The organism is Mycobacterium sp. NGS62 (assembly GCF_059812285.1).
Genome location: NZ_JCALCK010000003.1, coordinates 243780 through 258481, shown reverse-complemented (window position 1 = coordinate 258481; position 14702 = coordinate 243780). Strand labels below are relative to the sequence as shown.

Sequence of the window (14702 nt, the reverse complement as noted above, 5' to 3'; positions counted from 1 at the left end):
GGGCGAGCGGCGCATGACCGTCGTCTTGGTCGACCCACGGCGCCCGTCACTGGTTCCGGTAGAAGCCATCGAACTGCTGATGGGCGAGGTGCAGTACACCGAAGAGATGCCGGTCGCGGTGCCCTGGACGCTGCCGACCGCGCGCCCCGCGCACACCGGACACGACGCCCCGGTGTTGCTGTCATCGGACCCCGAGCATCCGGCGGTCACCGCCCGCTTAGCCGCTGGTGACCGGCTGATATCGGCACCCGACCAGCAGCCCGGCGAACGGCTCATCGATGCGGTCGCCATGATGGACAAGCTGCGCACCGCCGGACCGTGGGAAAGTGAGCAAACCCACGACTCGCTGCGCCGGTTTTTACTCGAGGAGACCTACGAGCTCTTCGACGCGGTGCGCAGCGGCAACGCCGACGAGCTTCGCGAGGAACTCGGCGATGTGCTGCTGCAGGTGCTCTTCCACGCCCGGATCGCCGAGGACGCGCCGCAACATCCGTTCAGCATCGACGACGTGGCCGACACCCTGCTGCGCAAACTCGGCAATCGCGTACCCGGAGTGCTTGCCGGAGAGGCGATTTCGCTTGACGAGCAGTTGGCTCAATGGGAAGAGGGCAAGGCGTTAGAAAAGAAAGGCAAGCCGCAGAACTCCGCGATGGACAATGTCCCCACCGCGCAACCGGCATTGGCGCTGGCGCAGAAGGCCATTCAACGAGCCAACCAGGCGGGGTTTCCCACCGACCTGATTCCGGAAGCGATCACCTCGATCAGCGTGACCGCCGGTGCCGATGCCGAAAACGTGCTGCGCGCTGCTGTTTTGGAGTTCATGGATACCGTTCGTGATACCGAGAAGCTGATCGCCGCCGAGCGCCGGGGAGCAGACGTTCCCGAAGAGCTCGATGTCACACCGCTTGGCGCGATCACCGAGGAGGAGTGGCGGACGTACTGGCCGTCGTCGGACGCCGTAGAAGTGGCGGCTGACGCGGACATCGAACCCGGCGAGTCGGGCCCGGATGACCGAGACCCGGCCGGCCAGCGCGATAGCGTGGAATCGGAGTAGCCAGCGCGCGTAGGCCGCGGCGACGCGGCGACGTAGTCGCTTCCCATGCGACCATGGCTGGGAAAGACGGTTTAGGGGAGTCTAAGGGGAGCTTTGTGTCGCCGGTGCGTTGGCTACGGGCGGTCGCTGTCGTGGGGGCGACCGCGCTGCTCCTGGCCTCCAGTTGTACCTGGCAGCTGGGCACGCCCATCCCCAAGGGCGTGCCGCCTCCGGCCGGGGACCCGGTGCCGTCGGTCGACACCCACGCCAAGGGTCGGCCCGCCGACCAGCTCTACGACTGGGCGGCCGAGCGGGCTCCGAGGCTTGACATTCCGGTGATCGCGCTGGAGGCATACGCCTATGCGGCGCGGGTTGCGGAGGTGGAAAACCCCAAATGCCATCTGTCGTGGACCACGTTGGCCGGCATCGGTGAAATCGAAAGCCATCACGGCACCTACCGGCACGCGCGGGTGGCGCCCAACGGCGATGTGCACCCACCGATTCGCGGTGTGCGCCTCGACGGCAGCGGCGGCACTCTGCACATCGTCGACAGCGAAGCGGGGGATTTAGCCGACGACGACGGTGTGGTGCGGGCGATGGGCCCGATGCAGTTCATTCCGGAGACGTGGCGCCTCTACGGGGTGGACGCCAACAACGACGGAATCGTCAGCGTCGACAACATCGACGATGCCGCGCTGTCGGCCGCCGGTTACTTATGCTGGCGCGGAAAGGATCTCGCTACGCCCAGGGGATGGATCACCGCACTGCGGGCCTACAACGATTCCGATCCGTATGCGCGCGCGGTGCGCGACTGGGCCACCGCCTATGCGGCAGGTCACCCGCTCTGAGCCAGGCTTTAGGCTTAGACCCGGTCTGTTGCCTTTACCAGCAAGGAGAACCCAGTGCCCATTATCGAGCAGGTCGGGGCCCGCGAGATCCTCGATTCGCGCGGCAACCCGACTGTCGAGGTCGAGGTTGCGCTCATCGACGGGACATTTGCGCGGGCAGCGGTGCCCTCTGGTGCGTCCACTGGAGAACACGAGGCCGTCGAACTGCGCGACGGCGGCGACCGGTACGGCGGCAAAGGTGTGAAGAAGGCCGTGCAGGCCGTCCTCGACGAAATCGCCCCGGCTGTCATCGGTCTGAACGCCGACGATCAGCGGCTGGTTGACCAGGCGCTGGTGGACCTCGACGGCACCCCGGACAAGTCGCGGTTGGGCGCAAACTCGATCCTCGGCGTGTCGCTGGCCGTGGCAAAGGCCGCCGCCGATTCCGCCGAACTACCGCTGTTCCGCTACGTCGGCGGTCCCAACGCCCACATCCTGCCGGTGCCGATGATGAACATCCTCAACGGCGGGGCGCACGCGGACACCGGTGTGGATATCCAGGAGTTCATGGTGGCGCCCATCGGCGCTGCGAGTTTCTCCGAAGCGCTGCGCTGGGGCGCGGAGATCTACCACGCGCTCAAGGCCGAGTTGAAGAAGCAGGGCCTGAGCACCGGGCTGGGTGACGAGGGCGGTTTCGCCCCGGATGTGCCGGGCACCAAGGCGGCGCTCGATGTCATCGGCCTGGCCATCGAATCCGCCGGCTTCAGACTCGGCTCGGACGTGGCGTTGGCCCTCGACGCAGCGGCTACCGAGTTCTACACCGACGGCAGCGGCTATGCGTTCGAGAACAACACCCGCAGCGCCGACGAGATGGCTCAGTTTTACGCCGAGCTGCTTGACTCGTACCCGCTTGTATCGATTGAAGATCCGCTTTCCGAGGACGATTGGGACGGGTGGGTTTCGCTGACCACCGCCATCGGTGACCGGGTGCAAATCGTGGGCGACGATCTCTTCGTCACCAATCCCGAACGGCTCGAAGAGGGAATCGAGCGGGGCGCGGCGAATGCGTTACTGGTCAAGGTCAACCAAATCGGGACGCTGACCGAGACACTGGACGCGGTGGCGCTGGCCCACCACAGTGGCTACCGCACCATGATGAGCCATCGCAGCGGCGAGACCGAGGACACCACGATCGCCGATCTGGCGGTGGCCTCCGGGTGCGGCCAGATCAAGACCGGGGCGCCGGCGCGCAGCGAGCGCGTCGCCAAGTACAACCAACTGCTGCGGATCGAAGAAGCGCTCGGCGACGCGGCCCGCTACGCCGGTGATCTCGCCTTCCCGCGCTACGTGCTGGACGCCAGATAGCCGATCGCGATGCCCGACGCGAAACGGCCTGATCCCAAGCGGCGCTCACGAGCGCCGCGGCCGGGACGGGCCGGCGATTCGGCTCCGGGCCGCCCGCGCAAGTCGGCGGCGGGGCGCCGGGCTTCCAACGGGTCGCGTGCGCAGCCTGAGCCGGTCGAGCCGATCAGGCGCGCCATCGTCGCGTCGGCCGAGCAACGGTCCGAGCAGCGGCTGGGCCTGACCGCGCGGCGGGCGGCGATCTTGGCCGCCGTGGTCTGTGTGCTGACGTTGACCATCGCCGGTCCGGTGCGCACCTACTTCGCGCAACGCACCGAGATGAAACAGTTGGCCGCATCCGAAGCCGCGCTGCGCCGCCAAATCGCCACGCTCGAGGAGCAGAAAGTCAAACTGGCTGATCCGGCCTACATCGCGGCGCAGGCGCGCGAGCGGCTGGGGTTCGTGATGCCCGGAGAAGTCCCCTATCAGGTGCAGCTTCCGCCGTCGGCGACGCTTCCCACCGAACCGGGCTCGGAGGCGGCGGCCCCGACGAGCAACGGCCCCTGGTACACGTCGCTGTGGCATACCATCGCCGACGCTCCGCACGGACCGCCGGCGCCGGCGCCACCCGGGCCGCCGGAACCCGCGCCGGCCGGTGGTTGACCGCGCCGACCTCGACGCGGTGGCGCGCCAACTCGGTCGCCGGCCGCGCGGGGTGCTCGAGGTCGCCTACCGCTGTCCCAACGGTGAGCCCGGCGTCGTGAAGACAGCACCGAAACTGCCGGATGGGACACCGTTTCCGACGTTGTACTACTTGACTCATCCGGTGCTGACCGCCGCTGCGAGCCGGCTGGAGTCGTCAGGGATGATGCGGGAGATGACCGAACGGCTCAAGCATGACCCCGATCTGGCCGCCGGCTACCGGCGTGCACACCAGTCCTATCTGGCGGAGCGGGATGCGATCGAGCCGTTGGGCACCACGTTCTCCGGCGGCGGTATGCCCGAACGGGTCAAATGCCTGCATGTGTTGATCGCGCATGCACTGGCCAAAGGCCGCGGAGTGAACCCGCTGGGCGATCAGGCACTGGCCGTGCTGGCCGCCGAGCCGGTGATGGCCGGGATTCTCGACAAGGAGCAGTGGACGTGAGTCGCGTCGCGGCAATCGACTGCGGTACCAACTCGATTCGCCTGCTGATCGCCGATCCGGTCGGCGGTCATCTACGCGACGTGCACCGCGAGATGCGCATTGTGCGGTTGGGGCAAGGTGTCGACGCGACGGGTGAATTCGCGCCGGAGGCGTTGGCGCGCACCCGCGCCGCGCTCGTCGACTATGCGGCATTGTGCGCTGCCCACGATGTCGACCGTATCCGGATGGTGGCCACCTCGGCGGCCCGGGACGTCGCCAATCGCGACGTCTTTTTCGCGATGACGACCGACGTGCTCGGGGTGAGCGCCGAAGTGGTCACCGGCACGGAAGAAGCCACGTTGTCGTTCACCGGAGCGGTCGACGAATTGGACCCTGCCGAAGCACCTTTCGTGGTGGTTGACTTAGGCGGCGGCTCGACCGAGATTGTGCTCGGAGACGATGCCGTGGAGGCCAGCTTCTCGGCCGACATCGGCTGCGTGCGGGTCACCGAGCGCTGCCTGCACTCAGACCCGCCCACCGCGGACGAGGTGACCGCCGCCCGCCAGCTGGTCCGCGACCGGCTCGGCGAGGCGCTACGTGCGGTCCCCGTGCAGCGCGCCCGTACCTGGGTGGGGGTGGCCGGAACGATGACGACACTGGCGGCGTTGGCCCAGGATATGGCGGTGTATGACGCGGCGAACATTCATCTTTCGCGCGTCGGCATCGAGCGGTTATTGCAGGTGTGCGAGGGACTGATCGGCATGACACGCGCGCAGCGAGCGGCGCTGGGGCCGATGCACGCGGGCCGCGCCGACGTGATCGGTGCCGGCGCAATCGTGGTGGAGGAGTTGGCATTGGCGTTGCGCGAACGCGCCGGCATACACGAGTTGGTCGTCAGCGAACACGACATCCTGGACGGCATCGCGCTCTCGGTCGCCGACTGATCTGCCCGCGGCTTCACCGCCCGAGGAGCCGGTTCTTCTGCTCGGTGAACTCATCCGCGGTCAGGATGCCCTCGTCGCGCAGTTTGGCGAGCTCACGTATCTCGGCTGCGATTCCGGTGACAGCGATGCGCGGGGAGGTCTGTGATGCGACTTCACCGGCAGCCGAGTGCTTTTCAGCGGTGGCCACCGCCCGCTCGGCGGTAAGAGCTTTGCCGCGCTCCCGCCCGCCGCCCGACCCGAGGGTGCTGGCCATGGCGCGTCCGGCCATACCCGCCAGCGCCATCTCGCTAAGCGTGCTTTCCGAGCTGACTTCCATTACCGCCCCGGCGGCGCTTGCGCTGGTAGTCGGCAACGCCAATGCGACCGGGCGGACTGCAGGGGTGGCCGCGGTCCAGGTCGGTGGCACCGACAATGTCCCGACCGCGTGCGCCTGGCCCAGGCCTGCCGACACCGATGGCACCGGTGAGAGGCCCGGGCCGGCGCTCGTGACCACCGGGAACGGCGATGGGGGCACCGGCGCCGTCCCCGGCCAGGACTGTAGCCCGGCCCAGCCGCTGATGATGTCATCGGTGTGGAACCCGGTCAGCGCCCCGGCAACGTCGTAGGGCAGAGCCACTGTGCCCAGGGATCCGCCCACGACGCCCAACGACGGGTCGACAAAGATGCCACTGAGGCTGCCGACCGCGTCGAGCAGGTCCAATGGCGTCAACGTGGCGGGTGGGTCCGCGAATGCAAGACTGGATAGCGCATTAGGTACCGCCGAAAAAGCTTGCTGTGTCGACGACATTGTGCCCTGCACCTTGCTGGCGGACGTGCCCGTCGCTCGGCTCACCGCGGCGGCTTGGGTTGCCGCAGCGCCCGGACTGGCGCTCGGCGGTGGTGCGCTGAACGGCGTCAGCGTCGTCGCGGCTGCCGATGCACTCGCATAGCCGTACATCACCGTTGCGTCCTGTGCCCACATCTCGGCGTACTGCGTCTCGGTGATCGCGATCGCCGGGGTGTTCTGCCCAAAGAGATTCGTTGCCACCAGCGCCATCAGCAGACTGCGGTTGGCCGCGATGACCGCAGGCGGCACCGTCGCGGCAAACGCCGTGTGGTACGCGGCGGCCGCTGCCTGAGCCTGCGCGGCGGTGTGCTCGGCCTGTTCAGCGGTGAGGCTCATCCACACCGCATAGGGAGCGGCCGCCGCGCCCATCGACGCCGCGGTGGGACCCAGCCACGGCCCGGCGGTCAGTGTCGTCACCACCGACCGATACGAATTCGCCGTCGAATGCAGCTCGGCGGCTAATGTGTGCCAGGCCGCCGCGGCGGCCAACATCGTTCCCGACCCGGGACCGGCATACATTCGGCCGGAGGTGACCTCCGGCGGCAAAATCGCGAAATCCATTGCAGCACAATCCTTAGAACAGTCGCAGCGACAGCGGGCCCGCCCGCGCTGTCGCCAGCTCGCGGCCATTCCCATTTACGGCCGCAGACCGCCAAAAAACGACGGCGTTCTTTACTCCAAAAGAACCCTCATCGCGAAACTCACCGAGCGGGCAAATCCATTATGGGTCCGCAGACAGCGGCTCCTCGCATGGGTAACAAACCGTTAAACAGCACTTAATTTGGCGCGGCAGTGAGCAATAGCTAGCGCACAGAATTTGCGCGACCCACCGGCGCCGTGTACTGATCAACGGTAATCTGCCTTGGCGGCGGCTGCCCTTTGCGGCGCGGGTGCAGTCGGACCTGTTCGCCGGGCCGGGTGATCGCGATGACGCGGGTGTGGGTGGACAGGTCGAACATTCGCAGCCCGTCGAGTTCGCTGCCGACGGCCACGTGCATTCCGCCGACCACGAACGAGCTCTGCCCGACCGAAAACGTCCCGAGCACCTGCAGACCCATCGCGGCGCCGATGAACCAGGGTGCGGCCAGTTCGACTGTGGAGCGGACGTTTTGGAAATCGAAACGCTGCGCCACCTCGAAGCCGAGCGCGCGGTCATAGACCCGCATCACAATCGGGACGTCGAGCCACCTGTTGACGTCGCGCCATACCCGCGGCCCCAAAATCTCGCGCAGCACAGTCCTCGCGCAGAGTGCGTGCGCCGTCGAGGACGCGTCGCAGCCAACTTTGGCGTGCGCGTGTCCCGGTGGTGCGGGGAACCTTGATGCCGCGCGCGGCCAACTCCTCGACGGTGCCGATCATCGCCGTCCAGTCACCGGCTCGCACCGGCAGATCCCGCCCCGGACACACCACCATCTCGCCGGGGGAGGCGGAGTTCTCGCGGTGAATCACCGCCACGGGGGCCAGGTTCCCGTAGACCTCACGCTGCGTTGCGTCCCGCGGCGCGCGGCTGCTGGAGACGACGAATTTGATGCCCGCCGCCTCGAACGGGTGCACGGTGTGCGCCAGACACGCCTCGACGACCGACGGCGCCGCCAGGTCTGCGACGTTGAGGATAGCGCCAGGTCCGTTATCGGCGGCCACCGCTTCCCGCAGCACGTCGTTGGTCAGCCGCGCCACCACGCGGATCTTCGGGTTGGCTTTGCGGGCCAGCAGGGCGATTTCGAGATTGGTCGCGTCGTCATCACCGGCGCAAACCACCGCCGCCGCACGGGTGACCCCCGCGGAGGTGAGCTCGCTCTTGACGCCGGCGTCGGCGAGATTGGCAAGCTTGACGATGCTTGCGCCGGCGTTGTTCAGCTCCTCGATGATCGTCGTCGCGAGCGCGTCTTCCCCGCTGACAATGATGTGGCGGTCCATGTCTGACCCACTACTGGGGAAATCCCGATCGCGATCGAATTAGGTCGTCCGTCATTGAAACCCACTCTTCTAGCGCCACCGTTCAGTCGCACTATAAATCGACCAGCGGGCACCCGCACCGGCTTGTACTGCGGGGAAATCCCAGCGTCCATCGCAAGCCACTTAACGCATGCTGCTGGGAAAATGCTGCACCTTTCCGATGAGAAAGCTGGCAAAATTGTTCCGCCGACAATTAGGGAATCAAACGTGGTTCTCCGACAAGCCATTTCCCGTCTCATGATCGACCTGGCGGCTGCGCCGGCGGCGAGCAGACAGACTCAGGCGGGCCGTTTCGTCGGCCCCGCGCCGGGCGTACCGTCAGAGAAAGGTTTTACCAGAATGTAATCCACGACGGCCAAGGCATCACGCTGTCGATATGTTGACCGCGAACGTCGACTTGTTGTGCCGCCGGCCCGCATACCGGCCCAACAACTCGACGTTGGGCGCCCGCCGAGGTTCACACCTCGAAGCGGTAGCCCATGCCCGCTTCGGTCAGCAGGTGCTGCGGTCTGGACGGGTCGGCCTCGAGTTTGCGCCGCAACTGCGCCAAATAGACACGCAGGTAATGTGTTTCGGTCGCATATGCAGGGCCCCACACTTCTTTGAGGAGTTCCTCGCGGCCGACCAGCTTGCCCCGGTTACGGACCAGCACCTCGAGCATGCCCCATTCGGTCGGCGTCAGGTGCACTTCTGCGCCGTTCTTGACGACCTTCTTCGCCGCCAAATCGACAGTGAACGCCGCGGTTTCGATGACCGGTTGATCGGTTTCGGACGCGGCGGCGTTGCGGCGCACCGCGGCACGCAGCCGGGCGAGGAACTCGTCCATCCCAAACGGTTTGGTGACGTAATCGTCGGCGCCGGCGTCCAGCGCCTCGACCTTGTCCGATGAATCGGTGCGCGCGGAGAGCACGATGACCGGAGCACTCAGCCAGCCCCGCAGCCCCGCCAGCACTTCGATGCCGGAGATGTCGGGCAGACCCAGATCCAGGATCACCACTTCGGGACGGTGTTCGGCGGCGGCGCGCAACGCACCGGCACCGGTGGAGGCAGTGATCACCTCATAGCCCCGAACCGACAGGTTGATCTTCAGCGCGCGCAGAATGTGCGGCTCGTCGTCGATCACCAGTACTCGAGTCACTGGCGCCGCTCTTCTGGTGCAGCCAGTTCCACGACGACGGTCAGACCACCGCCCGGAGTATCGGTCGCTTGGATGGTGCCGCCCATCGCCTCGACGAAACCGCGTGCTACCGACAACCCCAGTCCGACGCCGGTGGTGTTGTCGTGATCGCCCAACCGCTGAAACGCCGCAAAGAGGCCTTCCTCGCTGCCCGCCGGGATACCCGGCCCCTCGTCGATGACATTGATCAACACGCGCTCGCCCACCTGGCCGGCATTGACGCGCACGACGCAATTGGGCGCGTAGCGCAGCGCGTTGTCGATCAGGTTGGCCAGTACCCGCTCCAGCAGGCCGGCATCGGCCATCACCTGTGTGCCGCCGACGTCGACTTTGACGCGGTCGATGCCGGGTCGCAGGAACCCGGTGGCGCCTGTGCCGATACCGACCAGCGCCCGTTGCACGGTTTCCTCCAGATACACCCGGCGCAGCTCAGGTCGAATAACCCCGGCGGCCAACCGCGACGAATCGAGCAGGTTGCCGACCAGTGCGGTGAGCTGGTCGATCGATTCCTCGATGGTGGCCAGCAATTCGGCGGTGTCCTCGGGAGAGAAGTCGACATCACCGGCGCGCAGGCTCGACACCGCGGCCTTGGCCCCTGCCAGCGGGGTGCGTAGGTCGTGGCTGACCGCCGACAACAGCGATCTCCGCAACTCGTCTGCTTGCTCGATCGCCGCGGCCCTGCCGGCCTCCAACGTCAATTCGCGCTGCCGTATCAGGCCCGCGGCCTGTGTGGCCACCGCCGAAAGCACGCGACGGTCGCGGGCGGCCAGCTTCCGGCCGGCCATCAGCATCCAGAATTCGTTATCGCCGACCTCGATTGCAGTGTCGGCGGAATCTATTGTGCTGCATGGGTTCATACCCACTGACGCGACGAGGCGGCTGTCCTTGCGCACCATGCTCACGGCGCGCTGTGAGTAGGTTTCCCGTACCCGTTCGAGAAGTGTTTCCAGGTCGGCGCCGCCCAGCACTGATCCCGCGAACAGCGTGAGCAGCTCTGCCTCCTGGGATGCGCGGCCGGCTTCGCGGGCGCGTTTGGCCGCGCCGTCGACCAGAACCGCGATCGCGACGGCGATCACCAGCAGGACCAGCTCCGTCACGGCCGCGTCGGGTTCGGCGATGGTGAAGCTGTGCCGCGGCGTCGTCAGGTAGTAGTTCAACAGCAGACCCGACAACACCGCAGAAAGCGCAGCCGGCGCGACGCCGCCCAACAGGGCCACCGCCAGCACCCCGACGAAGAACATTGCGCTTTCTCCGCTGGTCTCCAGGAACGGATCCAGCCAGGCGAGGGTGATCGCACAAATCGCGGACGGCACAACGACCGCCGCCAGCCATGATGCGGCGCGTCGCTGGCGAGGCGAGACCGGTGTGCGTCGAATGCCGAGTTTGGACTCCTCGTGGGTGACGATGTGCACGTCGATCTTGTCCGACAGTTGGATCACCCTGGCGCCGATGCCCTCTTCGACGATGCGCGCCCAACGCGAGCGGCGCGACGTCCCGATCACCAGCTGAGTGGCGTTGATCTGGCGGGCGAAATCCAGGAGCGCGGTGGGCACGTCGTCACCGGCGACGATGTGCATCGACGCGTCGAGGCTGACGGCCAGTTCACGGATCTTGCTGATCCGCGGAGCCGACGCGCCGGAGAGCCCGTCGCCGCGCAAGACGTGCACCACCAGCAGCTCGGCGGTGGACTTCGTTGCTATCCGCGAAGCCCGCCGGACCAACGTTTCCGATTCGGGTCCGCCGGTGACCGCGACGACCACGCGTTCACGCGCTTCCCAGGTGTCGGTGATCCTTTCGTCCGCGCGGTATTTGGCCAACGCCGCATCGACTTGGTCGGCCAGCCACAGCAAGGCGAGCTCTCGCAGCGCGGTGAGGTTTCCGCTGCGGAAGTAGTTGGACAGCGCCGCATCAACCTTCTCCGGAGCATACACATTTCCATGAGATAGCCTGCGCCGCAGCGCTTCTGGTGCGACGTCGATCAACTCGACCTGGGCGGCTTGCCGCACCACCGAATCCGGTATCGTTTCCTGCTGAACGATTCCGGTGATCTGGGCGACGACGTCGTTGAGGCTTTCCAGATGCTGGATGTTGACCGTGGAGATCACGGTGATGCCGGCATCGAGCAGCTCTTCGACATCCTGCCATCGCTTGTGGTTCTTGCTGCCGGGTGCGTTGGTGTGCGCGAGCTCGTCGACCAGGACCACGTCCGGCTGTCTGGCCAGCACTGCCGGTACGTCGAGTTCGGGAAAGCGCTTGCCGCGGTAGTCGAGGAAGCGGGGCGCGATCATCTCGATCCCCGCAATCAGCTCGGCGGTTTTTCGGCGGCCGTGCGTCTCGACCACCGCCCCCACCAGGTCGGTGCCGCGTTCCAGGCGCCGGTGCGCTTCGCCGAGCATCGCATACGTCTTACCCACACCCGGGGCCGCGCCGAGATAGATGCGCAGCTCCCCGCGTTTGCGACGGTGCTCGACACTCACCCAACCATCATCCACCAGGACCGGGGTACGACTGGTCCAGTGCGAGGTTGAGTCGCAGCACGTTGACCCGGGGCTCACCGAATATGCCGAGATCGCGGCCGCTGCTGTTGGCCCGAACCACATCGCGGATTCGATCGGGGGCGACACGCCGAGCCGCGGCTACCCGAGCGATTTGAATCTCGGCATAGGCCGGCGAGATGTCCGGGTCCAGACCGCTGCCGCTCGTGGTGACTGCGTCGGGGGGCACTCGCGGGTCACCGGGTGCGACACCACGGACCGGCACAAGCTGGCCGGTCGAGTAGTCCTGCCCGGACTGTGCGCACTGCACAGGCACCCCGGCGTAGCTGCTCACGAACGGACGGGTCACGGCTGTGCACGGTTCATTGACGCTGACCACTCGAATAGGCCGGCTGACATTGCCCCGCGCATCGCGAGGGCCGATCACCGACAGGACGGCGCCGACACCGCCGGCCGTGCAGAACGGGCGCGATCCGTCCACCGCTTCCTGGTCACCGATTGCCTTGCTGTGTGAGCACACCAGGGTGAGCAGGCTCGGCCGCGTCGGCGTATCCACCACGTCTTCGGGTCCCAGATTGCTTGCACCGCTGCTCAACGGGTCATAACCGGCACCGGCCGCCGAGGGCCGCGACTGAAAGTACTGTGGCAGCGGCCGACCGGCGGCATCGGTGAACGACTGGCCGATCAGTGCGCTGCCAACCGGTTTTCCGTCGATCCGGATGATCGAGCCCTCTGCTTGCGGGCGCAAACCGGGACACTGCGCGACCAGCCAAACGAACAGCGGGTAGCCGATTCCCAGGATCACCGTGAAGAGGAGCAGCGCGCGCAGCGCTGCCCAATGCTGGCGAACCAGGACCGAATTACTCATTGTCAGGCCATTCCGGGAAGCAGTTGGAGCACCAGGTCGATGAGCTTGATACCGATGAACGGGGTCACGATCCCACCCAGCCCGTAGATTGCGAGGTTGCGGCTCAACAGTTTTGACGCATCGCTCGGGGTATATCGCACTCCGCGCAGCGCCAGCGGAATCAGGCCGACGATCACGAGCGCGTTGAAGATCACCGCCGAGAGGATCGCCGACTCCGCGCTGTGCAACCGCATCACGTTGAGCAGGTCCAGGCCGGGGAAGAGCACCACGAACAGCGCCGGGATGACCGCGAAATACTTGGCGATGTCGTTGGCGATCGAAAACGTGGTGAGCGCACCGCGGGTGATGAGCAACTGCTTGCCGATCTCGACGATCTCGATCAGTTTGGTGGGGTCTGAGTCCAGGTCCACCATGTTGCCGGCTTCTTTGGCCGCACTGGTGCCGGTGTTCATCGCCACCCCGACATCGGCCTGGGCCAACGCCGGCGCGTCGTTGGTGCCGTCGCCGGTCATCGCGACCAGTCGGCCGCCTTCCTGCTCACCCTTGATCAGGACCAGCTTGTCTTCCGGCGTGGCCTCGGCGAGAAAGTCGTCGACGCCGGCCTCGTCGGCAATCGCCCTGGCGGTCAGCGGATTGTCGCCGGTGATCATCACGGTGCGGATGCCCATTCGGCGCATCGCGTCGAACCGGTCGCGCATGCCCTGCTTCACCACGTCTTTGAGGTAGACGACGCCAAGCACCCGCGCTGTGGTGCCGCCTACCTGGCCCACCACCAACGGGGTTCCGCCGGCAGCCGAGATGCCGTCGACGACCTGCCCGACTTGTGCCGACACCGTGCCGCCATGACCACGCACCCACTCCGCGACCGAACTGGCTGCGCCCTTGCGCAGTTGCCGTCCGTCGATGTCGACGCCCGACATCCGCGTCACCGCGGTGAATTCCACCCAATTGGCGTTATCGAGCTCACCGGGCAACCGGGCCCGCAGCCCGTAGGCATCTTTGGCATAGACGACGATCGAGCGGCCCTCCGGGGTTTCGTCAGCCAGGCTGGCCAGCTGAGCGGCGTCGGCAAGTTCCTCAAAGGTCACACCGTCGACCGGGATGAACTCGGAGGCCTCGCGGTTACCGAGCGTGATCGTTCCGGTCTTGTCCAGTAGCAGGGTGTTGACGTCGCCGGCTGCCTCGACCGCGCGCCCGGACATCGCCAGCACGTTGCGCTGGACCAACCGGTCCATCCCGGCGATGCCGATGGCAGACAGCAACGCACCGATCGTGGTGGGGATCAGGCACACCAGCAGCGCCACCAAAACGATTCCGGTGATGCCATTTTCGTCGAGGGCGGCGGTATCCGGCACTCCGGGGTTGTTGGTCTTGGAGTAGATCGCCAGCGGCTGCAGGGTGGCCACCGCAAACACGAAAATGATCGTGACGGCGGCGAGCAGGATGTTCAACGCGATCTCATTGGGTGTCTTTTGCCGGTTGGCGCCTTCCACCAGTGCGATCATCCTGTCCACGAAGCCTTGACCGGGCTGTTGAGTGATCTTGACGACGATGCGGTCGGAGAGCACGGTGGTCCCGGCGGTCACCGCCGAGCGATCTCCACCGGATTCCCGGATCACCGGTGCCGATTCGCCGGTGATGGCCGACTCGTCCACCGACGCAATGCCTTCCACGACGTCTCCATCGCCGGGGATAACCTGGCCGGCTTCGACGACGACGAAGTCGCCCTGCTGCAGCAGCAACGCGGGGACCTGCTCTTCGATACCGCCGGCGGTCGGTGACCAGCCGACCAGCCGGCGGGCCTGGGTGCCGGCTCTGGACTTGCGTAACGTGTCGGCCTGCGCTTTGCCGCGCCCTTCGGCCACCGCCTCGGCCAGGTTGGCGAATACCACCGTCAGCCACAACCAGAACACCACCAGCCAGCCGAACCAACTCGGCTCGCCGATTGCCAGCACCGTTGACCACACGGCGCCGATCTCCACGACGAACATCACCGGGTTGCGCCACAAGGTGCGAGGATCGAGTTTGCGTAGCGCGCCGGGTAGCGACTTCAGTAGCATCTGCGGGTCGAGTAGCCCGCCCGCTGAGTTTGTTGTCGGACCGCGCATT

The 14702-nt window shown here is 66.4% G+C and carries 11 protein-coding genes and 1 pseudogene; 6 read left to right on the top strand and 6 right to left on the bottom strand.

Annotated elements, in window-relative coordinates; all coding sequences use genetic code 11:
- The first annotated feature begins 13 nt into the window (after positions 1-13).
- The 6 genes from AC5Y49_RS10665 to AC5Y49_RS10640 all read left to right on the top strand — a co-directional run bounded on the left by AC5Y49_RS10665 (position 14) and on the right by AC5Y49_RS10640 (position 5271).
- A complete protein-coding gene (locus AC5Y49_RS10665) occupies positions 14-1054 on the top strand; it encodes a nucleoside triphosphate pyrophosphohydrolase (RefSeq protein WP_499887249.1) in 1041 nt (346 codons plus the stop codon).
- Between the two features lie 95 nt (positions 1055-1149).
- The gene (locus AC5Y49_RS10660) at positions 1150-1881 is read left to right on the top strand and encodes a lytic transglycosylase domain-containing protein (protein ID WP_499886743.1); all 732 of its coding nucleotides are present in this window, start codon (positions 1150-1152) and stop codon (positions 1879-1881) included.
- Between the two features lie 54 nt (positions 1882-1935).
- Positions 1936-3225, top strand: a complete 1290-nt coding sequence (gene eno, locus AC5Y49_RS10655) for a phosphopyruvate hydratase (protein ID WP_499886742.1) — start codon at positions 1936-1938, stop codon at positions 3223-3225.
- A gap of 9 nt (positions 3226-3234) precedes the next feature.
- Positions 3235-3864: an FtsB family cell division protein gene (locus tag AC5Y49_RS10650; RefSeq protein WP_499886740.1), complete on the top strand. Its 630-nt coding sequence runs from the start codon at positions 3235-3237 to the stop codon at positions 3862-3864.
- Positions 3857-4348: a DUF501 domain-containing protein gene (locus AC5Y49_RS10645; RefSeq protein WP_499886738.1), complete on the top strand. Its 492-nt coding sequence runs from the start codon at positions 3857-3859 to the stop codon at positions 4346-4348. The genes AC5Y49_RS10650 and AC5Y49_RS10645 overlap by 8 nt, the downstream gene beginning before the upstream one ends.
- A complete protein-coding gene (locus tag AC5Y49_RS10640; protein ID WP_499886737.1) occupies positions 4339-5271 on the top strand; it encodes a Ppx/GppA phosphatase family protein in 933 nt (310 codons plus the stop codon). Before AC5Y49_RS10645 ends, AC5Y49_RS10640 begins: the two co-directional genes overlap by 10 nt.
- Before the next feature lie 13 nt (positions 5272-5284).
- On the opposite strand, the gene AC5Y49_RS10635 is transcribed toward AC5Y49_RS10640, so the two are convergent.
- The 6 genes and pseudogenes from AC5Y49_RS10635 to kdpB all read right to left on the bottom strand — a co-directional run bounded on the left by AC5Y49_RS10635 (position 5285) and on the right by kdpB (position 14701).
- The gene (locus AC5Y49_RS10635) at positions 5285-6658 is read right to left on the bottom strand and encodes a PPE family protein, SVP subgroup (RefSeq protein ID WP_499886735.1); all 1374 of its coding nucleotides are present in this window, start codon (positions 6656-6658) and stop codon (positions 5285-5287) included.
- A 242-nt stretch (positions 6659-6900) separates the two neighbouring features.
- Positions 6901-8014: pseudogene (locus AC5Y49_RS10630) on the bottom strand (NAD-binding protein).
- A 496-nt stretch (positions 8015-8510) separates the two neighbouring features.
- The gene (locus AC5Y49_RS10625) at positions 8511-9191 is read right to left on the bottom strand and encodes a response regulator (RefSeq protein WP_499886733.1); all 681 of its coding nucleotides are present in this window, start codon (positions 9189-9191) and stop codon (positions 8511-8513) included.
- On the bottom strand, positions 9188-11725 hold the full coding sequence (locus AC5Y49_RS10620; protein ID WP_499887247.1) for a DUF4118 domain-containing protein: 2538 nt from the start codon (positions 11723-11725) through the stop codon (positions 9188-9190). The genes AC5Y49_RS10625 and AC5Y49_RS10620 overlap by 4 nt, the downstream gene beginning before the upstream one ends.
- Positions 11715-12593, bottom strand: a complete 879-nt coding sequence (locus AC5Y49_RS10615) for a potassium-transporting ATPase subunit C (protein ID WP_499886732.1) — start codon at positions 12591-12593, stop codon at positions 11715-11717. Before AC5Y49_RS10615 ends, AC5Y49_RS10620 begins: the two co-directional genes overlap by 11 nt.
- 2 nt (positions 12594-12595) lie before the next feature.
- A complete protein-coding gene (kdpB, locus tag AC5Y49_RS10610) occupies positions 12596-14701 on the bottom strand; it encodes a potassium-transporting ATPase subunit KdpB (RefSeq protein WP_499886730.1) in 2106 nt (701 codons plus the stop codon).
- Between the last annotated feature and the right edge of the window lies 1 nt (position 14702).

Bases quoted from the DNA above. Each gene is read 5' to 3' on its own strand.
- AC5Y49_RS10665 (WP_499887249.1), top strand. From the start codon at position 14: ATGACCGTCGTCTTGGTCGACCCACGGCGCCCGTCACTGGTTCCGGTA.
- AC5Y49_RS10650 (WP_499886740.1), top strand. From the start codon at position 3,235: ATGCCCGACGCGAAACGGCCTGATCCCAAGCGGCGCTCACGAGCGCCG.
- AC5Y49_RS10635 (WP_499886735.1), bottom strand. From the start codon at position 6,658: ATGGATTTCGCGATTTTGCCGCCGGAGGTCACCTCCGGCCGAATGTAT.
- AC5Y49_RS10615 (WP_499886732.1), bottom strand. From the start codon at position 12,593: ATGAGTAATTCGGTCCTGGTTCGCCAGCATTGGGCAGCGCTGCGCGCG.
- kdpB (WP_499886730.1), bottom strand. From the start codon at position 14,701: ATGCGCGGTCCGACAACAAACTCAGCGGGCGGGCTACTCGACCCGCAG.